General features: G+C 74.6%; 19 protein-coding genes. 11 read left to right on the top strand and 8 right to left on the bottom strand.

What is annotated here, in order from left to right; all coding sequences use genetic code 11:
- Window positions 1-35: 35 nt before the first annotated feature.
- Window positions 36-491, bottom strand: a complete 456-nt coding sequence (locus ACL02O_RS22440) for an SRPBCC family protein (RefSeq protein WP_412820091.1) — start codon at window positions 489-491, stop codon at window positions 36-38.
- Window positions 492-680: 189 nt separating this feature from the next.
- Here ACL02O_RS22440 and ACL02O_RS22435 point away from each other — a divergent pair, with 189 nt between their 5' ends.
- From ACL02O_RS22435 to ACL02O_RS22415, 5 genes are all read left to right on the top strand, one after another.
- Window positions 681-2,483, top strand: coding sequence for an AMP-dependent synthetase/ligase (locus tag ACL02O_RS22435; protein WP_412820090.1), 1,803 nt, complete (start codon window positions 681-683; stop codon window positions 2,481-2,483).
- A gap of 14 nt (window positions 2,484-2,497) precedes the next feature.
- Window positions 2,498-4,210: a GAF domain-containing sensor histidine kinase gene (locus ACL02O_RS22430; RefSeq protein WP_412820089.1), complete on the top strand. Its 1,713-nt coding sequence runs from the start codon at window positions 2,498-2,500 to the stop codon at window positions 4,208-4,210.
- Window positions 4,200-4,868: a response regulator transcription factor gene (locus tag ACL02O_RS22425; RefSeq protein WP_007072219.1), complete on the top strand. Its 669-nt coding sequence runs from the start codon at window positions 4,200-4,202 to the stop codon at window positions 4,866-4,868. Before ACL02O_RS22430 ends, ACL02O_RS22425 begins: the two co-directional genes overlap by 11 nt.
- Before the next feature lie 195 nt (window positions 4,869-5,063).
- Window positions 5,064-5,876: an SAM-dependent methyltransferase gene (locus ACL02O_RS22420; RefSeq protein ID WP_412820088.1), complete on the top strand. Its 813-nt coding sequence runs from the start codon at window positions 5,064-5,066 to the stop codon at window positions 5,874-5,876.
- An 82-nt stretch (window positions 5,877-5,958) separates the two neighbouring features.
- The gene (locus tag ACL02O_RS22415) at window positions 5,959-7,650 is read left to right on the top strand and encodes a putative bifunctional diguanylate cyclase/phosphodiesterase (RefSeq protein WP_412820105.1); all 1,692 of its coding nucleotides are present in this window, start codon (window positions 5,959-5,961) and stop codon (window positions 7,648-7,650) included.
- Window positions 7,651-7,667: 17 nt separating this feature from the next.
- Here ACL02O_RS22415 and ACL02O_RS22410 read toward each other — a convergent pair whose 3' ends face one another.
- Together ACL02O_RS22410 and ACL02O_RS22405 are read right to left on the bottom strand one after the other, a co-directional pair.
- A complete protein-coding gene (locus ACL02O_RS22410) occupies window positions 7,668-8,342 on the bottom strand; it encodes a LuxR C-terminal-related transcriptional regulator (protein ID WP_412820087.1) in 675 nt (224 codons plus the stop codon).
- On the bottom strand, window positions 8,294-9,607 hold the full coding sequence (locus tag ACL02O_RS22405) for a sensor histidine kinase (RefSeq protein WP_412820086.1): 1,314 nt from the start codon (window positions 9,605-9,607) through the stop codon (window positions 8,294-8,296). Before ACL02O_RS22405 ends, ACL02O_RS22410 begins: the two co-directional genes overlap by 49 nt.
- Window positions 9,608-9,779: 172 nt before the next feature.
- Between ACL02O_RS22405 and ACL02O_RS22400 the strand changes: the two genes are divergently transcribed.
- Entirely contained in the window at window positions 9,780-11,891 is a 2,112-nt protein-coding gene (locus tag ACL02O_RS22400; RefSeq protein WP_412820085.1) for an MMPL family transporter, read from the top strand.
- Window positions 11,892-12,030: 139 nt separating this feature from the next.
- On the opposite strand, the gene ACL02O_RS22395 is transcribed toward ACL02O_RS22400, so the two are convergent.
- From ACL02O_RS22395 to ACL02O_RS22380, 4 genes are all read right to left on the bottom strand, one after another.
- Complete coding sequence (locus ACL02O_RS22395; RefSeq protein WP_412820084.1) at window positions 12,031-13,155, bottom strand: glycosyltransferase family 4 protein; 1,125 nt, start codon at window positions 13,153-13,155, stop codon at window positions 12,031-12,033.
- Window positions 13,152-14,411, bottom strand: a complete 1,260-nt coding sequence (locus ACL02O_RS22390) for a M48 family metalloprotease (protein WP_412820083.1) — start codon at window positions 14,409-14,411, stop codon at window positions 13,152-13,154. Before ACL02O_RS22390 ends, ACL02O_RS22395 begins: the two co-directional genes overlap by 4 nt.
- A gap of 253 nt (window positions 14,412-14,664) precedes the next feature.
- The gene (locus ACL02O_RS22385; RefSeq protein ID WP_412820082.1) at window positions 14,665-14,880 is read right to left on the bottom strand and encodes a hypothetical protein; all 216 of its coding nucleotides are present in this window, start codon (window positions 14,878-14,880) and stop codon (window positions 14,665-14,667) included.
- A gap of 125 nt (window positions 14,881-15,005) precedes the next feature.
- On the bottom strand, window positions 15,006-16,463 hold the full coding sequence (locus ACL02O_RS22380) for an NYN domain-containing protein (protein ID WP_412820081.1): 1,458 nt from the start codon (window positions 16,461-16,463) through the stop codon (window positions 15,006-15,008).
- Between the two features lie 127 nt (window positions 16,464-16,590).
- Here ACL02O_RS22380 and ACL02O_RS22375 point away from each other — a divergent pair, with 127 nt between their 5' ends.
- The 5 genes from ACL02O_RS22375 to ACL02O_RS22355 all read left to right on the top strand — a co-directional run bounded on the left by ACL02O_RS22375 (window position 16,591) and on the right by ACL02O_RS22355 (window position 22,401).
- Window positions 16,591-18,348, top strand: coding sequence for a DEDD exonuclease domain-containing protein (locus ACL02O_RS22375; protein WP_412820080.1), 1,758 nt, complete (start codon window positions 16,591-16,593; stop codon window positions 18,346-18,348).
- A 128-nt stretch (window positions 18,349-18,476) separates the two neighbouring features.
- Window positions 18,477-20,267 carry a RelA/SpoT family protein gene (locus ACL02O_RS22370; RefSeq protein WP_412820104.1) on the top strand — a complete coding sequence of 597 codons (1,791 nt, stop codon included), beginning with the start codon at window positions 18,477-18,479 and terminating at the stop codon, window positions 20,265-20,267.
- A 49-nt stretch (window positions 20,268-20,316) separates the two neighbouring features.
- Window positions 20,317-20,853, top strand: coding sequence for an NUDIX hydrolase (locus ACL02O_RS22365; protein WP_412820079.1), 537 nt, complete (start codon window positions 20,317-20,319; stop codon window positions 20,851-20,853).
- 362 nt (window positions 20,854-21,215) lie between these two features.
- Complete coding sequence (locus tag ACL02O_RS22360; RefSeq protein WP_412820103.1) at window positions 21,216-22,061, top strand: sugar phosphate nucleotidyltransferase; 846 nt, start codon at window positions 21,216-21,218, stop codon at window positions 22,059-22,061.
- Window positions 22,062-22,113: 52 nt separating this feature from the next.
- The gene (locus ACL02O_RS22355; RefSeq protein WP_412820078.1) at window positions 22,114-22,401 is read left to right on the top strand and encodes an Lrp/AsnC family transcriptional regulator; all 288 of its coding nucleotides are present in this window, start codon (window positions 22,114-22,116) and stop codon (window positions 22,399-22,401) included.
- Between the two features lie 64 nt (window positions 22,402-22,465).
- Here the strand turns inward: ACL02O_RS22355 and ACL02O_RS22350 are convergent, their stop codons facing one another.
- Complete coding sequence (locus ACL02O_RS22350; protein WP_412820077.1) at window positions 22,466-23,137, bottom strand: DUF4142 domain-containing protein; 672 nt, start codon at window positions 23,135-23,137, stop codon at window positions 22,466-22,468.
- Window positions 23,138-23,286: the final 149 nt, after the last annotated feature.

Here is a 23,286-nt window from a genome sequence, read left to right as displayed (position 1 = left end):
GCTCCTCTACCGTGACGACCGGTTCGCCGGTCGGGTCAGTGGGCCGCACCGGATGCTTCTACCCGGCGCTTGAGCTGCTTCAACGCCGCATCCATGATCATTTTCTCGGCCTTGCGGCGAAACATGCCGAGCATGCCCACGGAGAGCTCCACCTCGAGGGTGTAGGTCACCGTGGTGGTCCCGTCGGGGTTGCCGACCAGGTCGTACGACCCGCGCTGGGATTTCTGCATCTTCGAGGGCGCCACCAGGTGCCACTCGATCCGTGAGATGTCCTCGGCGTACTCGTAGGCCAGCACGTACTCGTCGGCCATCACCCCGGCGTCCAGGGTGAACCGGACCTGGCTGGCGTAGCCGTCCTCGTACTCCTCGATCACCTCCGCCTGCCGCACCGCGTCGGCCCACTCGGGGTAGCGGGGGAAGTCGCAGATGACCGCCGCCACCCGGTCCGGTGACGCGCCGATGATGATCGACTGGGTGGAGGAGTCCGCCATGGGGGGAGGCTACCCGGCGCCCGCCACCGGCGCGCCGCTCCACCCCACGGCGTCGCCGCGACGAGCGCGGCGGGCGTCCCAACAGCCGGGCGGGCAACCTCCCTGGGCCAACCGACCGAACCAGCGGGTAGGTTTCGACAAAGCCGACCCACGGCCGGCCCCGGCCGGTGCGAGCACGAGGGAGTGCAGGTGCGCGAGTTCTCCGTCCCGCCGATCGTCACCGTCGGCGACGCGGCCAACCTGACCGACCCGGTCTGGGAAAACGCCGAGGTCGCCCCCGACACCGTGCAGTTCGTCCGGCGCACCGGCGAAGAGGGCCCCGCCTCGAACGTCACCTGCCGGCAGTTCCGGGACGAGGTCGTCGCGGTGGCCCGTGGGCTGGTCGCGGCCGGCATCTCCCCGGGCGACCGGGTCGCGCTGATGAGCCGCACCCGCTACGAGTGGACCCTGCTGGACTACGCCATCTGGGCCGCCGGCGCGATCACCGTGCCGATCTACGAGACCTCCAGCGCCGAGCAGGCGGCCTGGATCCTGGCCGACTCCGGCGCGGTCGCCGCCGTGGTGGAGACCACCGCGCACGCCACCCTGGTCGCCGGGGTCCGCGACCGGCTCCCCGAGCTGCGCGAGGTCTGGCAGCTCGAGCTGGGCGCGGTGGACCAGCTGGTCGCCGCCGGCGAGTCGGTCGACGTGGCCGACATCGAGGTACGCCGCACCTCGCTGCAGGCCGACGACATCGCCACCATCATCTACACCAGTGGCACCACCGGCCGCCCCAAGGGCTGCGTGCTCACCCACCGGAACATGTACGCCGACATCGCCAACGCGGTACCGGTGCTGCCGAACCTCTTCCGCCAGGGCGCCTCCACCCTGCTCTTCCTGCCGCTCGCCCACGCCTTCGCCCGGCTCATCCAGATCGGGGTGGTGCAGGCCCGGGCCACCATGGCGCACTGCGCGGACACCAAGAACCTGGTCGGCGAGCTCCAGGACTTCAAGCCCACCTTCGTGCTCTCCGTGCCCCGCGTCTTCGAGAAGGTCTACAACGGCGCCCGGCAGAAGGCCGAGGCGGACGGCAAGGGCAAGATCTTCGACCGGGCCGAGAAGGTCGCGATCGCGTACAGCGAGGCACTGGAGACCCCAAACGGGCCGGGCCTGACGCTGCGTGCCCAGCACACGCTCTTCGACAAGCTGGTCTATCGCAAGCTGCGGGCGGCGATGGGCGGCCGGTGCCGGGACGCGATCTCCGGCGGCGCCCCGCTCGGCGCGCGGCTCGGGCACTTCTTCCGGGGTGTCGGCGTGACCATCTGCGAGGGGTACGGCCTCACCGAGACCTCCCCCGCCGTCGCCGCCAACCTGCCCGACCACACCCGGATCGGCACGGTGGGCCGGCCGCTGCCCGGGGTGACCATCCGGATCGACGACGACGGCGAGATCCTGATCTCCGGCGATGTCGTCTTCCAGGGCTACTGGCGCAACGAGTCGGCCACCGCCGAGGCGCTCACCACCGACGGCTGGTTCCGCACCGGCGACCTGGGCCAGCTCGACGAGGACGGCTACCTGGGCATCACCGGTCGGAAGAAGGAGATCATCGTGACCGCCGGCGGCAAGAACGTCGCCCCGGCGGTGCTCGAGGACCAGGTCCGGGCCCACCCGCTGGTCAGCCAGTGCGTGGTGGTCGGCGACCGGCAGCCGTTCATCGCGGCGCTGGTCACCATCGACGAGGAGGCGCTGCCGAAGTGGCTGGCCGGGCACGGCCGGCCGGAGGACGCCCCCACCGCCGACCTGCGCGAGGACGAGACGCTGCGGGCCGAGATCCAGGCGGCGATCGACCTGGCCAACCAGTCGGTCTCCAAGGCCGAGGCGATCAAGGTGTTCCGGATCCTGCCGCAGGACTTCACCGAGACCACCGGCGAACTGACCCCGTCGCTGAAGGTCAAGCGGCAGGTCGTGCACAAGACGTACGCGGAGGAGATCGCGGACATCTACCGGCGCTGACTACCATCCGTCAGGTGCCCGCCTCGACAGCCAGCCAACCGCAGACCCAGCCCCTCGCGGCGGCCGCGCGCGCCGTTCTCCTCGCGCTGGTCGCCGCTCTGACCCTGTTCGCCACCGGCGAACCGGCCTGCCTCTGGTGGATCGCCCTGCTGGGCGTCGCCGGGCTGCCGGCCGTGCTGGCCCCGCAGCACCGGCTGCTCGGGCTGCTCAGCCGCTTCGCCGAGGTGGTGGTCCTCGGGCTGGCCGCCAGCCAGGTCGCCGCCGACACCCACCTGAGCGGGGTGACCAGCGGGCTGGGCGCCTCGGCGGTGCTGCCGTACCTGGCCGTGCCGGTCACCGTGACGGCGCTGCGCCGCAGGTTCCGCGAGGGGGCGGCACTGCTCGCGGTGGCGGCGGCCACGCTGCTGATCAGCGCGGCCTTCACCGAGGTCGACGGCGGGCGGCAGCTCGGCCAGCTGGGCTACCTGGCGGTCTGCGCGCAGTGGCTGATCCTGGCCGGCCTGGGCCTCTACACCGCGGGCACGTTCCAGCGGGTGGTGCGGGTGCGCGGCGAGGGCAAGCCGCAGCCGTACGCGGAGGCCACCCGGTTGCTGACCCAGCTGCGGACGGTCGCCCGCCAGCTGCCCGGGGCCACCCTGGACCCGGGCGGGATCTCCGAACACCTGCTGGAGGAGCTGCGGGTGGTGGCGAAGACCGACCGGGGGGCGGTGCTGTCCGCCTCCGGCGGCGGCCGGCTGGTGGTGCTCGCCCAGGTGGGGGCCGACCGGGTGGACTGGGAGACCACGCTCGACGCCGACTCGGCCATCGCCGACGCGTGGGCCAGCCAGCAGCCGCAGACCTCCACCCGCTCGCAGGCCCGCTCGCAGCACTCCGGCGAGGTCTCGGCCCTGATCGTGCCGCTGGTCGCCGGGGTGCGGACGGTCGGCCTGGTGGTCATCGAGGCGGACACCCCGCACGCGTACCCCCCGCCGGTGATGTCCCGGGTGACCGCGCTGACCGGGCCGGCGGCGCTGCGCCTGGAGGCCGCCCTGCTCTTCGACGAGGTGCGGTCGCTGGCCACCAACGAGGAGCGGCAGCGGCTGGCCCGGGAGATCCACGACGGGGTCGCCCAGGAGCTGGTGATGGTCGGGTACGGCATCGACAACGCCCTGGCCACCGTGCACGACGACGCCGAGGAGACCGCCGAGTCGCTGCGGATGCTGCGTCAGGAGGTCACCCGGGTGATCACCGAGCTGCGGCTCAGCCTGTTCGAGCTGCGCAGTGAGGTGGACCGGCACGGCGGTCTGGCCGCCGCGATCGCCGAGTACGCGCGCACCGTCGGCGCGTCCGGCGGGCTCCGGGTGCACCTGTCGCTGGACGAGTCGACCGCCCGGCTGCCCGCCGCCACCGAGGCGGAGCTGCTGCGCATCGCCCAGGAGGCGGTCACCAACGCGCGCAAGCACGCCGGCGCGTCGAATCTGTGGGTCACCTGTGAGGTGGACCCCCCGTACGCCCAGATCGAAGTGTCGGATGACGGTCACGGCATCGGTGACCAGCACCCCGAGGGGCACTATGGTCTTGCGATCATGGCGGAGAGGGCGGAACGTATCCGGGGCCGGTTGGAGATCAGGCCGCGGCAACCCAGCGGCACGACCGTGGCGGTGGTACTCGGCTCCTCGCCCCGGCGCGATAAGGTGCGCGGCAGCGCCGCAGCAGCAGAAGGGGAGAAACCCGAGGATGACCACTAGTCCGACACCGGCCACCCGTACCAAGGTTCTCCTTGTCGACGACCACGACCTGATCCGCAAGGGACTGCGGCACGCCTTCGAGCGGGACCGGCAGTTCGAGGTCGTGGGCGAGGCCGCCACGGCCGCCGAGGGCGTCCGCCAGGCCGGCGCGCTGCAGCCGGACGTGGTGATCATGGACCTGCGGCTGCCCGACGGCAGCGGCCTGGAGGCCACCCGCGCGCTGCGCAAGTCCAGCGCATCCATGGGCATCGTCGTGCTCACCATGTACGCCGGCGACGACCAGCTCTTCGGGGCCCTGGAGGCGGGCGCCAGCGCCTTCGTGCCGAAGACCGCCCCGGCCGACGAGGTGGTCGCCGCCGCCCGGCACGCCGCCTCCTCCCCCAGCGCGTTCACCGCGGCCGACCTGGCCGAGGCGATGAAGCGCCGGCTCGCCCCGTCCGGCCCGCAGCTCTCCCCGCGCGAGGGCCAGGTGCTGCGGCTGCTGGCCGACGGCATGAGCGTGGCCGGCATCGCCAAGCAGCTCTTCGTCAGCGAGTCGACGGCGAAGACGCACATCTCGAAGCTCTACGAGAAGCTGGGCGCGGCCAACCGGGCGCAGGCGCTGATGACCGCGCTGCGGCTGGGCCTGCTGGAGGCCCCGGACGCCCCCAAGTTCTGACCGCGTGCGCCGACGGCCCGCCTCCGGCATCGGAGGCGGGCCTCTCCGGCATTCCGGACCGGCGCCGACTGCGCACGGTGAGCGACCGACCGCGCAGCGACCGTGGTCTTTGCACCGCGTCGACGGACGGGCAGAATACCCGGGTGACCGCGCGGGCGGTGATCCCGCGCGTCGTTGACACAAAGGGGCAGGGGCATGCAGCGGCCGGACTGGGCACCTGACACGATCGACATCGAACGCCCCAGCGTCGCCCGCATGTACGACTACTACCTGGGCGGCTCGCACAACTTCGCGGTCGACCGGGCCGCGGCCCGGGCCATGGTGGAAGCCGTGCCGGAGGCCCCGCTGATGGCCCAGGCCAACCGGGCGTTCCTGCGCCGGGCGGTGCAGTTCCTCGCCGAGTCCGGGGTGCGCCAGTTCCTCGACATCGGCTCCGGTATCCCCACCGTGGGCAACGTGCACGAGATCGCCCAGCGGATCGACCCGCAGTGCCGGGTGGTCTACGTCGACGTCGACCCGGTCGCGGTGGCGCACAGCCGGGAGATCCTGGCCGGCAACGACCGGGCCACGGTCATCCGGGAGGACCTGCGCCGGCCCGCGGCGATCCTCGAACACCCGGAGGTCACCGGGCTGCTCGACCTCTCCCAGCCGGTGGCCGTGATGATCGTGGCGGTGCTGCACTTCGTCCCGGACGCCGACCGACCGGAGGAGATCCTGCGGACGCTACGGGCGGCCCTGACGCCCGGCAGCTATCTGGTGATGTCGCAGGCCAGCGACGACGACCGCGGCGAGACGGGCGAGCGGGCCGAGGCCGAGCGGGTCTACCGCCGCACCGACAGCCAGCTCTGGATCCGCAGCCGGGCCGAGCTGACCGCGCTCTTCGGCGGCTTCGAGCTGGTCGAGCCGGGCGTGGTCTGGGTGCCGCAGTGGCGACCGGAGTCCCCGGAGCAGGCGGAGAACGCCGCGCAGGCGGTCTTCATCGGCGGCGTCGGGCGACTCGGTGGGTGAGCCGGCCGGCGCAGCCCGCTCCTGCCCGGGCACCTTCGCCCGGGCCTGGGCCAAGGCGGTCTCCGGGACGAGCTACCTGCCGATGACGCAGGCCCAGCTGGAGGCGCTGCTCCAGCGGCTCACCGAACGGCTGGCCGTGGCGCTCCGGTCGGAACCGTTCGACCTGCGGATCGGCCAGCAGGTCGGCGCGGAGCTGGTGCAGGCGCACATCGCCTCCGCCGAAGGACTCGGCCGCACCGTCGAGGTCATCCAGCTCCGCCTGGTCCGCGACCTCGGTCTGGTCGCCGACGACGTGGAGGACCGGATGGCCCGGCTGCTCGCCACCGTGGCCACCGGGTACGCCCGCGCCCTTCGCGACCGCACGCTGGACGAGCAGGAGTCCATCCGGCGGGCCGCGATGATGGCCCGCGCGCAGGCGGAACGGGCGCTGCGGGACAGCGAGGCCCGGTTCCGCCACCAGGCCACCCACGACCCGCTGACCGACCTGCCGAACCGCACCCTGTTCACCGAGCGGCTCGCCGCCGCGATCGCCGAGGCCGACCGGGTCGGGGTCTGCTTCCTCGACCTGGACCGGTTCAAGGTGGTCAACGACAGCCTCGGCCACCAGGTCGGCGACCTGCTGCTGGTCGCGGTGGCGCAGCGGTTGCGTCGGGCCCTCGGCGAGCACCTGGTGGCCCGGCTGGGCGGCGACGAGTTCGTCATCCTGGTCGAGCCCACCGCCGGCACCGACGACATGGTCGAGGTCGCCGAGGCGGCGCTCGCCGCGGTCGGCGAGCCGGCCCTGGTCGACGGGCACGAGCTGACCGTCTCCGCCAGCATCGGCATCGTCGAGCGGCCGGCGGCCGGCACCTCGCCGATGGAGCTGATGCGGGCCGCCGACAGCACCCTGCACTGGGCCAAGGCGGCCGGTGGGGCCCGCTGGTCGGTCTTCGACGCCGACCGCAACCGGCGGGAGCTGGCCCGGTACGCCCTCTCCGCGGCCATCCCGGTCGCGCTGGACCGGGGCGAGTTCTTCCTGGACTACCAGCCGCTGGCCTCGCTGCGCGACGGTCGACTGCTGGGCATGGAGGCGCTGGTCCGCTGGCGCCACCCGGAGCTGGGCGTGCTCCGGCCGGACAGCTTCATCGGGCTGGCCGAGGAGACCGGGCTGATCGTCCGGCTGGGCGCCTGGGTGCTGGCCGAGGCGTGCCGGGAGGCGCGGGACTGGGCCGGCGACGCCGGCGACGCCCCGTTCGTCAGCGTCAACCTGGCGGTGCACCAGGTACGCCGGCCGGAGCTGGTGGACGAGGTGCGCGACCTGCTGCGACGGACCGGACTGCCACCCGGGCGGCTGCAGCTGGAGATCACCGAGAGCACCATGATGAGCACCGCCGAGGAGCCGGTGCGCGCGCTGCGGGTGCTGGCCGACCTGGGCGTGCGGATCGCCATCGACGACTTCGGCACCGGCTACTGCAACCTCGCGTACCTGCGCGGCCTGCCGGTGACCGAGCTGAAACTGGCCGGCGAGTTCGTGACCGGGCTGCGCGAGCCGGCCGACGACCCGGCCACCCGCACCGACGAGCGGATCCTCGCCTCGCTGGTGTCGCTGGCCCACGCGCTGGAGGTGACGGTGACCGCCGAGGGCGTGGAGACCGCCGGGCAGGCCGACCGGCTGCGGGCGATCGGCTGTGACGCGGCGCAGGGTTGGCACTTCGGCCGGCCGGGGCCGGCGGCGCAGCACCTGGGCCGATCCCCCGCGCTCTCCGGCACCGCGCTGTCCGGCACCACCGTCTGACCGGCCGACGCTGCGGGTCAGGACCGGGTCCGCGCCCGGCGGCCGTCCGCCCCGTCCAGGTACGCCAGCACCGCCAGCACCCGCCGGTTGTCGTCGTTGGACGGCGGCAGCTGAAGTTTGCTGAAGATGCTGTTGATGTGCTTGCTGACCGCTTTCTCGGTGACGAAGAGGCGGCCGGCGATCGCCGCGTTCGACCGGCCCTCGGCCATCAGGCCCAGCACCTCCCGCTCCCGCGCGGTCAGCTCCCCCAGCGGCTCCGCCGCGCCCCGGCTGGCCAGCAGCTGGGCCACCACCTCCGGGTCCATCACGGTGCCGCCGGCGGCCACCCGGCGCACCGCGTCGACGAACTGGTCCACGTGGGACACCCGGTCCTTGAGCAGGTAGCCGACGCCGCCGAGACGGTCGGAGAGCAGCTCCCGGGCGTACAGCTGCTCGACGTGCTGGGACAGCACCAGGATCGGCAGCCCGGGCAGCTCCGTACGGGCCCGGATGGCGGCCTGCAACCCCTCGTCGGTGAAGGTGGGCGGCAACCGCACGTCGACCACCGCGACGTCCGGGCGGTGCGCGGTCAGCGCGGGCAGCACCGACGGTCCGTTGTCGACGGCGGCGACCACCTCGAAGTCGAATGCCGCCAGGATGCGGATCAGCCCGTCCCGGAGGAGGGCGAGGTCCTCGGCGATGACAACTCGCAAGGCAGCTCCATGCTGACGACGGTGGGCCCACCGGGCGGACTGGACACCACCATCGTTCCATCGAACGCCGCCAGGCGGCGCCCGACACCGGCCAGCCCGCCGGCCGCGGCGGGGTCGGCCCCGCCCCGGCCGTCGTCACCGACCACCATCGCCAGCCGCCCGTCGGCGTGCCTCAGCCGGATCCACGCCCGGGTCGCCCCGCTGTGCTTGGCCACGTTCGCCAACCCCTCCGCCACCGCGAAGTACGCCGCCGACTCCACCGGCGCCGGCGGGCGGCCCGGCAGGTCGACGGTTACCTCCACCGGCAGCGGCACGGCCAGCGCCAGCGCCCGCACGGCACCGTCCAACCCCCGCTCGGCGAGCACCGGCGGGTGGATGCCGCGGACCAGCCCGCGCAGCTCCGCCAGGGCCTGCCCGCTGACCTCCCGGGCCTCGGCGAGCAGCCGCCGGACCGCCTCGGGATCGCGCTGCACCAGCTGCTCGGCCAGCCCGATGCTCATGCTCAACGCGACCAGCCGGGCCTGCGCCCCGTCGTGCAGGTCCCGTTCGATCCGGCGCAGCTCCGCCGCCTGGGCGTCCACCGTCTCGGCCCGCGTGACGGTGAGCTGGCGGACCCGCAGCGCCAACTCGGCGGTCCGGGTCGGTGGCAGGAAGAACCCGGCGAAGGTCACGTGCAGCCAGATCAGCCAACGACCGGCGGCCAGCCCGCCGGCCAGGACGAGCGCCCCCAGTGGGAAGCAGAGCAACGCCTGGTCGAGACTGCCGACCGGCCAGAACGGGCCGTAGCCGTACCAGACGCCGGCAGCGTGCAGCACCACCGGCAGGCCGAGCAGGCCCTCCAGGCCGTAGAGCGGCACGGCGAACGCGGCCAGGCAGACCCCGCCGGTGACCGCGCCGGGCAGCAGCCAGGCCAGGTCCCGCCAGGTGGCCGGATCGGTGACCACCCAGCGGAACCGTCGCCAGGTGCCGAACTGCGCGTCCGCCGGCACCGGCGGGTACGGGCTGGCCAGCTCCACCCCGCCCCACCCGGCGAGCCGGCGATGCAGCCCGGTGACCAGGCGGACCAGCGCGGTGACCGCCGGGAAGAGCGCGAACCCGACACCGAACGCCGGGATGAGGGCCAGCGACACGACCGAGAGCACGAAGAGCGCCACGTGGGTGGTCAGCGACAGCAGGGCGATCAGCAGCCCCTGCGCGGCGATGACCGCACCGGGCCGCAGCCGCTGGCGGAGCTGTCCGCTTGTCGAGCCGTCCACGCGCCCCATTCTCCGGCACCGCCGGCGCGCAGATCGGTGGTGCTGGCACCACCCCGGGTCGGCGGGGTGCCACCCCTGACTCCGGGCCCGCACGTCCAGAGGATCGGAGCGGAGCGGGGCGTGGGCCGGTCGACCGAGCCCCACGGCGGTCCCCGGCCGACCGGATGAAAGGAATCCCGAGATGTCCCCGCAACGACTGGCCGGCCTGCCCGCCGGCCGCCGCGGCAAGTACGCGGTCCTCCTGCTCTGGCTGGCGCTGCTCGCGGTCGCCGGCCCGCTCGCGGTGAAACTCGGCGAGGTGCGCGACGACTCGACGCTCGGTGCGCTGCCGGCGGGCGTCGAGAGCAGGCGGGCCGCGCAGCGGGCCGAGGCGGCTTTCCCCGACTCGCGGCGGCAGCTGGCCATCGCCGTCTACGTCCGCGACGCCGGCCTCACCGCGGCCGACCGGGCGCGGGTCGACGCCGACCGCGCCGCCTTCACCGCGTACGCCGACGGCGGTGTGGTGTCCCCGCCGGTGCCCAGCGCCGACGGCCGGGCCCTGCTGCTGTCCCTGCCGATGAGCACGGACGACGACCGGCGCGCCGAGGCCGTCGGCGCCCTCAAGCACCGGCTGTCCGACGGTGTGCCGGCCGGCCTGCGCACTGCGCTCACCGGCGACGCGGCGGCCGAGCACGACGTCTTCGACGCGTTCGGCGGGATGGACGGGGCGCTGCTGCTGGCGACCGCGGCCGCCGTCACCCTGCTCCTGCTGGTCACCTACCGCAGCCCGGTGCTGTGGCTGATCCCGCTCCTCGCGGTGGGCGTCGCGAACCAGCTCGCCGGGGGCGTGGTCTACCTGCTGGCGAAGCACGCCGGACTGGCCGTCGACTTCCAGAGCCAGACCATCCTGACCGTGCTGGTCTTCGGCGTCGGCGTGGACTACGCCCTGCTGCTCATCGCCCGCTACCGCGAGGAGCTGCGCCGGCAGCCCGACCGGCACGTCGCGATGGCGGTGGCGCTGCGCCGCTCGTACGGCGCGGTGTGCGCCTCCGCGGCGACTGTCGCGCTCGGACTGCTCTGCCTGCTCGCGGCGGACCTGCCGGCCACCCGCGGCCTGGGACCGGTGGGCGCGGTCGGCATCGGCGCGGCGTTGCTCGCCATGACCACCCTCCTGCCGGCGGTGCTCGTCCTGTGCGGCCGGTGGCTGTTCTGGCCGTTCGTGCCCCGCCACACACCCGACGCGGACACCGGGGACCGCAGCGCGGACCACGGCGGCTGGCGCCGGATCGCCGGCCTGGTCGCCGGCCGGCCCCGCGCGGTCTGGGTCGGCACCGCCGCCGCGCTGGTCGCGCTGACCTTCGGCGCCGGCAACCTCAGCCTCGGCCTGCCCGGTGAGGAGTCCTTCACCACCGAGGTCGGCTCGGTCACCGGGCAGCGGCTGATCGCGGCCCACTACCCGGGCGGTTCGGCCGCGCCCGCCGAGGTCCTGGCCGCCGCGAACACGGCCGGCCAGGTGGTGGCCGCCGCCCGCGCGGTGCCCGGCGTCGCCGAGGTGGGCGCCCCGGAAAGGTCACCCGACGGCCGGTGGGTCCGCGTCCCGGCGGTCCTCGCATCCGCCCCGGACAGCGCGGCCGCCCGGGACGCGGTGACCCGGCTGCGGAGCGCGGTGCACGCGGTGCCCGGTGCGCAGGCCCTGGTCGGCGGCCGGACGGCGACCCTGGTGGACGAACGGCGCACCGTGGACCGGGACAACCGGACGGTCATCCCGCTGGTGCTCGCCGTCGTCCTGGTGATCCTGGTGCTGCTGCTCCGGTCGCTGGTCGCGCCGGTGCTGCTGATGGCGAGCGTGGTGCTGTCGTACGCGGCCGCGATGGGCGCCGCCGGACTGCTGCTCGACGCGCTGGGCCACCCGAGGCTGTTCCTCGGGGTCCCGTTGCAGGCGTTCCTGTTCCTGGTGGCGCTCGGGGTGGACTACACCATCTTCCTGATGACCCGGGCCCGGGAGGAGGCCGCGCTGATCGGGCACCGGCCGGGTGTGCTGCGCGCGTTGACCGTCACCGGTGGGGTGATCACCAGCGCGGGCGTGGTGCTCGCGGCCACCTTCGGCGCCCTGCTGGTGCTGCCGCTGGTGCCGTCGGTGCAGATGGGTGTGATCGTGGCCGTCGGCATCCTGCTCGACACGCTCCTGGTCCGCAGCCTGCTGATCCCGGCGCTGACCCTGGATCTGGGCGCCCGCACCTGGTGGCCGGGACGGCTGTCCCGCCGGGCGCCGCGGTCGACCACGCCGACCGCGCCCGCCCTTGCCCGCACCTGACCGCCGCCCACGCCCTGGCCGGCCGGGCGCGCTGAAGATCACGCTCGATCGTGGAGGGGGTGGCCCCGACGGCAGGCCGAGGCCACCACGTCCTGGTCGGGGCGCGATCTTGCCCAGCCGGCCCGTCGGCGCGGGTGGCTCAGCCGGCGAGCAGGTCGGCCATCCGCTCGGCCTGGGTCTCCCAGCGCCACTCCCGCTCCACCCAGGCCCGGCCGGCCGCGCCGAACTGGCGGGCCAGATCCCGGTCGGCGAGCAGGGTGGCCACCCGGTCGGCGAGCTGGGCCACGTCCCGACCCCGGACCACGTACCCGGTCTCCCCCTCGCGGACCGCGTCCGGCGCGCCGCCGGAGTCACCGGCCACCACCGGCAGCCCGGTCGCGCTGGCCTCCAGGTAGACGATCCCCAGCCCTTCGACGTCGAGGCCACGGTTGCGGGTGCGGCAGGGCATGGCGTACACGTCACCGGCGGCGTAGTGGGCGGGCAGCTCGGCCGCCGGCACCGAGCCGGTGAAGACCACCTCCCGTTCCACGCCGGTCTGCCGGGCCAGCTTCTCCAGCGACGCCCGGTACGGCCCGCCGCCCACGACGAGCAGCGCCGCGTCCGGCACCCGGCGCCGGATCTCCGGCATCGCCCGGATGAGCATGTCCTGCCCCTTGCGCGGCACCAGCCGGGAGACACAGACCACCACCGGCCGGTCGGCCAACCCCAGGCGCAGCCGCACCCGCTCCCCGTCAACGGACGGGTGGTAGGCGTCCACGTCGACGCCGGGAGCGAGCCGGCGCAGCTCGGTCACCCCGTCCAGCACCCGGGCCAGCCGGACCCGGGTGTACTCGCCGAGGTAGGTGGTGACGTCCAGGCCCCGGCCGATCCGGCGCAGCGCGGACCGGGCACCGGGCAGCGCCGCCCAGCCGGCCTCGTGGCCGTGGGTGAGCGCCACCGCGCGCCGGATCCCGGTTCGCCGGCGCAGCCCGGCCGCGAGCAGCCCGAGCGGGGCTGCCGCGCCGAACCACACCGTGTCGCAGCCGTACGCCCGGGCCAGCTTCGCCGCGCGGCGGGCGATCAGCGGGGTGGGCAGCAGCACCTTGGTGCGCTCCCGGACCACCTCGAAGGGCTGGTCGGCGTCGAACTTGGCGGCGCCCCGCCAGCTCGACGCGTACACCACCACCGAGCCCGGGGGCTGGCGGACGGCGAGGTTGTGCACGAAGGACTGGATGCCGCCGGGGCGGGGCGGGAAGTCGTTGGTGATCAGCAAGGTCCGGCTCATCTGCCGATCTCCCTGGCGTAGGCGCGGGCGGCGGCCATCCGCTCCACGGTGGACGGGTGGGACGCCGACCAGAGGTACTCCCAGCGGGGCGGGTCCGGGTCGGCCAGGTTCACCCCGGCCAGGCGGCGCTGCATCGCCTCGAAGGTGACCGGGTCGCCGGTCAGGGCGAGCGCGTGCGCGTCGGCGCGGGCCTCGATCCGTCGGGACACCAGGGCCTGCACCGGGGTGGCCACCAGCCCGGCGACGGTGACCAGGGCGATCAGCAGCGGGAACGCCCTCGGCTGGGCGACGGAGTCGACCCCGGCCAGCCGCAGCACCGGCGTCCAGGAGCCGATCAGGTAGAGGGCCACCACGGCGAGGGCGGCACCGAGCGCCCCGGTGAGCGTGCCGGTCCACACGTCCCGGTCCCGCGCGTGCCCGAGCTCGTGCGCGACGACGCTGGTCACCTCCTCCGGGGTGGCCTCGCGCAGCAGGGTGTCGTAGACCACCACCCGCCGGGTCGGTCCCAGCCCGGAGACGTACGCGTTGACCGCCCGGGTCCGCCGGGAGGCGTCGGCGACCAACACGTCGCGTACCGGCACCCCGTCCCGGGCGGCCATGCTCACCAGCTCGGTCCGCAGCGGGCCGGCCTCCATCGGGGTGAACCGGTTGAACACCGGTTCGACCAGCACCGGCAGCACGAACGACAGCAGCACCACCAGCAGGGCGGCGCCGGCCGCGCCGAACGCCCACCACCAGCGCGGGGCGAGCCGGACGACGGAGTAGAAGCCGAGCGGCACGAGTGCGCCGATGATCGCGCTGACCGCGTACGACTTGAGCAGGTCGACCGCCCAGCCGTCCCAGCCCTGGGTGCTCAGGCCGTACCGGGTGAGCACGGTCTGCCGCCAGGCGGCGAAGGGCAGGGTGAGCAGGTCGGCGAGGAGCAGCACGGCCAGCCCACCGAGCACCGCCTGGGCCAGCCAGTGGTCGCCGAAGGGCCGGCCGGCGAGCGCCACCAGGCGGGCGCCGAGCGGGGTGAGCCCGAGCACCAGCGCCACCACCAGGCCGACGGCGAGCGCCGACCACGCGGCCGGGCGCAGCGCGCCGTGGAACGCCCGCCCGCGGGCCACCTGGTCGACCGGCAGGGAACGCAGCGCGGCCAGCTGGTCGGCGCGGGGCGCCGGTGGGCGGTGCCACGGGATCAGCAGCGCGCCGGCGACGATCAGCGCGACAGCGAGCCCGGCCAGGGTCAGCACCGCCCAGCCACGCGGGCTCACCGCGCTCCCTCGCCGTCACGCCGTACCCGTTTCATCCCGCTCCTCCCGCCGTGAGCGCCCATCCTATTGCCCGACGCACCCGCCGCGGCTCCGGTGCCGCCCCCGGCCGGCGACGCCGCGAAGGTCCACTCCAGTTGCGGCAGGTCGGGGCAACCGGCGGGAGCGAGACCCCGACTCTCCGCAACCTGAGTCGATCAGGTGGGGGCGGACCGGGCCGGGGGCGGACGGGGGCCCGGGGCGGACCGGGCCCGGGTCAGGCGACCCGGCGGCGGGTCGACCGGCGGGCGGGCCGGGCGGACGGGGGCGGCAGCACCTCCACCTCGAAGCCGGCCCGGGCGAACACCTCGATCGCCCGGTGCTCGGCCGGGCCGGGAGCGGCCGCCGGCGAGCCGGTGTCGAGCAGCGCGGTCACCAGGCAGCCGGAACAGCCGCCGCCGCGGATCCCGCAGGTGTCGCAGTCGATGAGCATCAACGCCTCCTGACGCGTCGCCGGTGGCGGACGGAACACCTCCGGCCACCGTCGGTCACCACGACGCTAGGCCAGGGGTGTGACAGAACCGGACAACGAGGCAGCAGCCGCCCCGAATCAGATCATCAGGAACGGGCGAGCCGGCGCAGCAGGGAATCCGCGCCCAGCGGGTACGCCCCGTGCCGGCGTACCCCGTCGGCCACCTCCCGGTCGGAGGAGACCACGACCACCGGCCGCCCCGCGGGCTCGGCCCGGACCAGCCGGCGGATCAGCTCGTCGGCGGTCTCCCCCTTGCGGGAGAAGAGCACCCGCACGCCACGCGGCGCGGGCGGCAGCCCGTGGATCCGCTCGGCGCCGTCGAAGACCACGGTGACCTCGTCCCCGGTCTGCGCCGCGATCCCGCCCAGCCCGCTGATCAACCGTTTGCGCTGCTGTTCCAGGGACATGTCACCGAAGCCCCGCTTGGTGACGTTGTAGCCGTCCACCACGAGGTGCGCCTTCGGCAACGCGAGGAGCTGATCGAGCCGGGCCGGGTCGTCGGTGTCGCGGGCGCGGGCGGCCGCACCGGCCTGGGTGGTGGCCGACTGGTCGGCGAAGGCGTCGGCGACGAAGTCGGCGGGCATCCGGTCGACCGGGTCCAGGGCCAGCTCACGGCGCAGCCCGACCGCGGCCTGCCCGATGGTCTCCAGCAGCAGCCACAGCTTCGCGTCGTCGACCGAGCGGGCCTCCTTGGCGCTGGCCCGGGCCACCCCCGCCGCCGCCTCCGCCTCCGCCAGCCGGGCCCGCGCCCGCCGCAGCTCGGCGTCGGCGTCGGCCGCCGCCCGGGCGGCCCGACCGCGCTCCGTGGCGAGCATCTCGGTGGCCTTGCGCTCCCGGGCCTGGGTCTCCCGCAGCGTACGGGTGAGCTGTCGAGCCTCCTCGCGCAGCTGCCCCAGCTCCTCCCGGACCCGGGCCAGCTCGTCACGGAGCTTGTCCGCCTCGACCCGGGCCACCGCCCGGTCGTGCTCGGCGCGGGTGGCCCGCTGCTCGGCCTCCCGGACCAGTTCGGCGACGACCGCGCTGTCCGCCTCGGCCCGGACCGCGGCGCCGCTCGCCTCGATCAGGTCCCGCCAGCCCGGAGGCCGGGCCAGGTAGGCCAGGGCAGCCACCTCGACCGGGTCGGCGGCGCCCGGGGCGGTCCCCTCGACGACGGCCGCGCCCAGGTCACCGGCGTCGGCCAGCACCCGGGCGGTGACCCGCTGCCGGAAGAGCGGGTCGGCGGTGAGTTGGGCGGCGATGGCCGGGGCGCCGAGCCGGGCGCGCCGGTTGGGGGCGAACTTGGCCACCCGCCGCAGCGGGACCGGCACCTCGTCGGCGGGCAGGCCGGGCAGCACGGCGGCGGTCAGCGTCACGATCCGCTGCCGGACCGGCTCGGGCAGGCTGGGCTCCGGCTCGGGCACGGCGGTCGCGCCGGCGTCGGCGTCGGTCTCCCCGCCGGGGGCGTCCGCACCCGGAGTGTCCAGGGTCTCACCGACGGCGTGCGCGGCGACCACCGACTTCTCCTCCTCGGAGAAATGGTCGTCGTGCGGCTCGGTGAGGGGCATGTGGCAAGTCTCCCACCCCGAACGGGCCCACCGCCCGGTGAGTGAGCCGATCTCTCATCCTACCCCCGTGGTAACGGGTGCGACGGCTGGGGCAGGAGTGTCGGACCCGGCCGTTACCGTGCCGCGGGTGACGCGAGCGGAGTACGTCCAGGAGACGCTGGCCGGCCTGGACGGGGCGGCGGACGGCGGGGTCGACCCCGCCCTGCCGCTCTATGCGACCACCTTCGTGGTGGTCGACCTGGAGACCACCGGCGGCGCGCCGGACGGGGGCGGCATCACCGAGATCGGCGCGGTGAAGGTCCGCGGCGGCGAGGAGCTGGGGGTGCTCGCCACCCTGGTCAACCCGGGCGTGCCGATTCCGCCGTTCATCACCGTGCTGACCGGGATCACCCAGGCCATGCTGCTGCCCGCCCCGCCGATCGAGCAGGTGCTGCCGAGTTTCCTGGAGTTCATCTCCGACGCCGTGCTGGTCGCCCACAACGCCCCGTACGACGTCGGCTTCCTCAAGGCGGCCTGCGCCCGGCACGGCTACCGCTGGCCCAACCCACGGGTGCTGGACACCGCCGCGCTGGCCCGCCGGGTGCTCACCCGCGACGAGGTGCCGAACCGCAAGCTGGGCACCCTGGCCGCCTACTTCCGCACCGCCACCCAGCCGACGCACCGGGCGCTCGACGACGCCAAGGCCACCGTCGACGTGCTGCACGGGCTGATCGGCCGGCTCGGCGGGCACCGGGTGGACACGATCGGTGAGGCGATCGAGTTCGCCAGGGCGGTCACCCCCACCCAGCGCCGCAAGCGGCACCTGGCCGACGGGCTGCCCAAGGTGCCCGGGGTCTACATCTTCCGGGCCGCCGACGACCGGCCGCTCTACGTCGGCACCTCCGGCGACGTCGCGACCCGGGTGCGCAGCTACTTCACCGCGGGCGAGAAGCGGGCCCGGATCTCGGAGATGCTGGCCGCCGCCGAGCGGGTGGAGGCCGTCGAGTGCGCCCACTCGCTGGAGGCGGAGGTTCGCGAGCTGCGACTGATCGCCGCCCACGCGCCGCCGTACAACCGGCGCTCCAAGTACCCGGAGCGGCAGGTCTGGCTGAAGCTGACCGACGAGGCGTACCCCCGGCTGTCGATCGTGCGGGACCTCTCCCCCGCCGACACCGCCTACCTCGGCCCGTTCCGCTCGAAGCAGGCCGCCGAGCTGGCCGCCGCCGGCTTCCACGACGCGGTGCAGCTGCGGCAGTGCACGCACCGGCTCTCCCGGCGCACCACCACGCCGGCCTGCGCGCTGGCCGAGCTGGGTCGTTGCCCGGCACCCTGCGAGCACCGGATCACCCCCGAGGAGTACGAGCACCGCGCCGCCACGCCGTTCCGCACCGCCACCACCAGCGACCCGCAGGTGGTGGTGGACGCCCTGCTCGTCCGGATCGACGTGCTTTCCCGGGCCCAGCGGTACGAGGAGGCCGCAGTGGTGCGCAGCCGGCTGGCCGCGGTGCTGCGCGCGGCGGTCCGGATGCAGCGGCTGGCCGCGCTGACCGGGATCGCCGAACTGGCCGCCGCCCGCCCGGCCGCCCGGGGCGGCTGGGAGCTGGCTCTGGTCCGGTACGGCCGGCTGGCCGGTGCCGGCGTCTCCCCGCCCGGTGTCCACCCTCGACCGACCATCGACGCGATCCGGGCCACCGCCGAGACGGTGCTGCCCGGGCACGGCCCGGTGCCGGCGGCCTCGGCCGAGGAGACCGAACGCATCCTGTCCTGGTTGGAACGGCCGGAGACCCGGCTGGTGGAGGCCTCCTCCGGCTGGGCGTCCCCGACCACCGGCGCGGGGCGGTTCCGCGCCCTCCTGACGAAGGCGGAAAACGGCGCGTCCCACCAACTCTCGACCGAACGCTCATGACCAAGTGTCCGATCGGACTACGTCAACTCGCTTAGGCTGTTAGAGAAGTGCAGTCCTGCCCGTTTCGCGGGCCTGCTCCCGGTCGCCGGTCCCGGCGGCCCGGGGGCCGGGGTGAGGAGGTGTCCCAGGTGGACGTCGACGCCGGACGCGGCGCCGCCCTGGGTGGCGCCCTGCCGACCCAGCCCGGCGAGCTGCCGCTGGCCCGGCGGCTGCGCGCCCTGCTCACCTGGCCCGCCACCGACAGCGACCCGGTCACCGCGCTGGTCCGCACCCACCGGGGCATCCACGCCAATGCCGAAGCCTCGGTGCTGAGACGGGCGTACACGATCGCCGAGAACATGCACCGTGGGCAGTTCCGCAAGAGCGGCGAGCCGTACATCACCCATCCGCTCGCCGTCGCCCAGATCTGCGCCGACCTCGGCATGGACACCACCACCCTGGTCGCCGCGCTGCTGCATGACACGGTGGAGGACACCCGCTACACCCTGCAGGCCCTCAAGGAGGACTTCGGCCGCGAGGTGACCCACCTGGTCGACGGGGTGACCAAGTTCGACAAGGCGTTCTACGGCAAGGCCGCCGAGGCGGAGACCGTCCGCAAGATGATCGTCGCGGCCGGCAAGGACGTCCGGGTGCTGATCATCAAGCTGGCCGACCGGCTGCACAACATGCGCACTCTCGGCGTACGCTCCGCCGCCTCCCGGGAGCGGATCGCCCGGAAGACCCTCGAGGTGCTCGTCCCGCTCTGCGACCGGCTCGGCATCCAGACGCTGAAACGGGAACTGGACGACGTGGTGCTGCTGCACCTGCAGCCCGAGGAGCACGCCCGGATCGCCCGGCACGTGCACGACCGGCCCGGCTGGGACGCGTACCTGGACGACGTGGTGGCGAGGACGAAGGTGGCGTTGCGGCGCAACCGGGTCGACGCGCAGGTGTCCCCGCGGCCGCGGCACCTCTACTCGATCTGGAAGGACACCGTCGCGGGCGACCACTCCGCCCCGTACGACCTGCCCCGCATTGCGATCGTGGTGGACGGTCCGGCAACCGACTGCTACGCCGCGCTCGGTGCGGTGCACGGGCTCTGGCGCCCGGTGCCGGGCCGGTTCAAGGACTTCATCGCCTCCCCCAAGAACAACCTCTACCGGTCGCTGCACACCAGCGTCTGCGGCCCGCAGGACCGCACGGTCGAGGTGCTGATCCGCACCGCGGCGATGCACCGCTCCGCCGAGTACGGCGTCGCCGCCCACTACCGCTTCCCGCCGGCCGCGGGGCGCGCCGCCGACCGGGCCGACGAGCTGGCCTGGCTGCGCCGGGTGCTCGACTGGGAGCAGGAGACCGTCGACCCGACCCAGTTCATGGCGTCGCTGCGCTGCGACCTGGCGGAGGCGCAGATCCAGGTGGTCGCCGACGGCCGGCAGATCGTTCTGCCGGCCGGCGCGACCCCGGTCGACCTCGCGTACGAGCTGGGCACCGAGCGGGGCGACCACTGCCTCGCCGCGCGGATCAACGGGCGGCTGGCCCCGCTCTCCTCCGAACTGGAGGAAGGCGACGTGGTGGAGATCTTCACCGAGAGCGACGCGGAGAGCGGCTTCGAGGCTGACGTCGCGCCGCGCGGGCCGCGCCGGGAGTGGCTGGGCTTCGTCAAGTCGCCGCACGCCCAGATGCAGATCAACCGCTGGTTCGCCGAGCACACCGAGCCGGGCATCTCGATCGCCGACAAGGTACGCCTCGGCCGGGCCAGCATCGGCCTGGCGCTGCGCAAGCACAACCGCGGGCTGGCCAGCGACCTGCCGTTGCTGCGGCTCTCCGAGGAACTCGGCTACCCCGACCTGGAGACCCTGCTGGTGGCGGTCTTCGACCGGGCGGTCGAGCCGGACGCCGTGGTCGAACAGCTGATCGATCTCGTCGACCACCGTCAGTAGGCGAGCGCCGCCAGGGCGGCCCGGCCGCCCGGCCACTAGCCTTACAGGCATGATCCCCCGCGCGCGTGCCACCGGACGGGCCCTCGGCTACCGCATCTTCTACCGCCTCCCGGTGCCGCTGCGACGGCGGCTGGTGCGGCTCGCCGTCCCGAAGTACATCGTCGGCGCAGTGGTCCTGGTCCGCGACACGGAGGCCGACGGCGCGGGGCGGATCCTGCTGCTGCGCCAACCCCCCGGCTACAGCTGGACCCTGCCGGCCGGCCTGCTGCAGCGCGCCGAGGCCCCGGTGGTCGGCGCGGCCCGGGAGCTGCGCGAGGAGTCCGGCATCCGGCTCTCTCCCGACCGGCTCCGCCCGGCGGTGCCCAACGCGGTGGTGCACGCCCAGGGCTGGGTGGACGTGGTCTTCGAGACCGAGGTGCCGGCCTCGACGACCGAGTTGGCGGTGGACGGCGCCGAGGTCTTCGAGGCGGCCTGGCACCCGCTGGACGACCTGCCCCGGCTGAGCCGGGCCACGGCCAACCTGCTCGCCCACTACGGCATCGGACCGCGCGCCGGCGAGGTCAAGCCGGCGACGCCGGACGCGTGACCGGCCCCGGCCCCCGCCGCCCCGGTGGCGCAGCGCGCGCCACCGGGCCGGCCGGCCCCCGCCGCCCCGCGGGCCCGACCGGTCGCGCCGGCACCGGCCCGGCCGGTGGGGAGCGCCCCAGCGGCCCCGACGCCCCGCCCGGCCGTACCGGTCCGCTCGGCCTCGCCGATCCGGACCGCCCGGCCGACCTGCCCGGCCCCGCCCGCCGGGAGGGCCCCGGCGGCCCGCCCCGGCCGGACCGCCCGGGCGGTGGCGGCAACCCGGGCGGTGGCGGCAACCCGGGCGGTGGCGGCAGAGCGCCGGTTCCGACGGGTGCGGGCGCAGCGGGTCACCGTTGGCGGGCGGAGGTGGACGTCTGCGCGGTGGTGCTCGCCGCCGGCGAGGGCACCCGGCTCCGCCCGCTGACCGAGCGGGTGCCCAAGGCGCTCTGCCCGGTGGGCAACGTGCCGCTGCTCGACCGGGCCCTGGCCCGCCTCGCCGGGCTCGGCCTGACCGGCCCGGACCGGGTCGGGGTCAACGCCTGCTACCTGGGCGAGCAGGTGGTCGCGCACGTCGGCGCCCGGACCCACCTGTCGGTGGAGCCGGGCGACCCGCTCGGCACCGCGGGCGGGCTGGGCAACCTGCGGGACTGGATCGCCGGGCGAGGGGTGCTGGTCGGCAACGCCGACGCGTACCTGGCGGATCCGGACGCCCCGCCCGGGCCGGACGTGGCGGCCCTGCTGGACGGCTGGGACGGGCGGACCGTACGCCTGCTCGGCCAGCCGGCCGACGACCCGGCGGCCCCCGGCACCTTCGACGGCCACCGCTTCGTCGGGTTCTCGCTGCTGCCGTGGCGGCTGGTCCGGGACCTGCCGGCCACCTTCGGCGACCTGGTCCGGGCGGTGTGGCGGCCGGCGGAGGCGGCCGGCGCGCTGGAGGTGGTGCCCTACCCCGGCGTCTTCTACGACACCGGCACCCCGGCCGACTACCTGGCGGCCAACCTGCACGCCGCCGGCGACGGCAGCCTGGTCGACCCGACCGCCACGGTGACCGGGCGGGCCCACCGGGCAGTGGTCGGTCCGGGCGCGCAGGTCCGTGGCGAGGTCACCCGGGTGGTGGTCTGGCCCGGCGCCACGGTGGGCCCGGACGAACGCCTCACCGACGCGATCCGCGCCGGCGACCACGTGACCGTCCCGGCGGGCCGGATCGGCCGGCCGGGGACGGCGTGACCGGCGCAGCCTCTAGCATGGGCGACGACGCCGACGAACGGAGAAACGTCCCGTGATCACCGCGATCGTGCTGATCGACTGCGCCACCGACTCCATTCCCGAGGTGGCCGAGACCCTGGCCAACCTGCCCGGCGTCAGCGAGGTCTACTCGGTGGCCGGCCACGTCGACCTGATCGCCATGGTGCGGGTCCGCGATTTCGAGCAGATCGCCCAGGTCATCGCCGGCAGCATCTCCAAGGTGCCGGGCGTGCTCAACACCGAGTCGCACATCGCGTTCCGGGCGTACTCCCAGCACGACCTGGAGGAGGCGTTCGCGATCGGGCTGGCCAACGCCGACTGACCGGGGTACGCACGACGGCCGGCCCGCCCCGAGGGACGGACCGGCCGTCGTCAGCCGTACTGCGTCAGCTCTGGCTGGGTTCCGGGGTCTCCGTGGTGCCCGGGGCGGGCTCCTCGGTGGTGCCACCCGGAGCCGGGGATTCGGTCCCGCCCGGAGCCGGCGTCGTGGTGCCGCCCGGGCTGGGCGTACCGCTGGCGCTGGTCTGCGGGATGGGGACGCCCAGGGTCTGGGCCAGGGCCACCAGCGCGTCGTAGTGCGCCTGGAGGACCGGCAGGGCGTCCTGGGCCAGCTGGACCACCGACTGCTCGGAGCCCTGCGAGATCTCGGTCTGTGTCGCCTGGATGGCCTGGACGTGGCCGGCCAACTGGGCGGTCACCCACTCCTTGTCGAACTGGTTGCCGCTGAGGTTGTTCAGCCTGCTGATGACCTTCTGCTGGTCACTGGTCGGCTCGGACGGCAACTGCACGTTCAGCTGCTGAGCGGTGCTCTGCACCGTCTGGTCCAGCTGGGTGTGGTCCGTCACGAACTGCTTGCCGAGGTCCTTGACCTGCTTGTTCTGGCCCTTCTGCTGGGCCAGGTTACCCGCGGTGATTTCGAACAGGTTCACCTGGTGCAGCGCCTGCAGGTACTGGGTGTCCTGCGTCGACGGCTGGGCCGCCGCCTGCGCCGCCGCAGCGGGTGCCAGCCCGACGAGCACCAGGGCGGCCACCAGGCCCAGGCGTTTGATTCCCAACATGCTTTCCCCCCCTTGAGACGTTGGACCGCACGGATACCCGGCTGACCGGGGTTATTCCTGCGATTCCACCCGTCCGTGTCCGGGGGCGGCGGCGCGGCGGAGCGGGACCGTCGGCCACGGGACGGGACGAACGACCCGGAAACGGCCGT

The sequence above is a fragment of the Micromonospora mangrovicola genome (assembly GCF_047200535.1).
Taxonomy (GTDB): domain Bacteria; phylum Actinomycetota; class Actinomycetes; order Mycobacteriales; family Micromonosporaceae; genus Micromonospora.
Note: the sequence above shows the minus strand (reverse complement) of the source record. Positions and strands in the feature narration are given on the sequence as shown.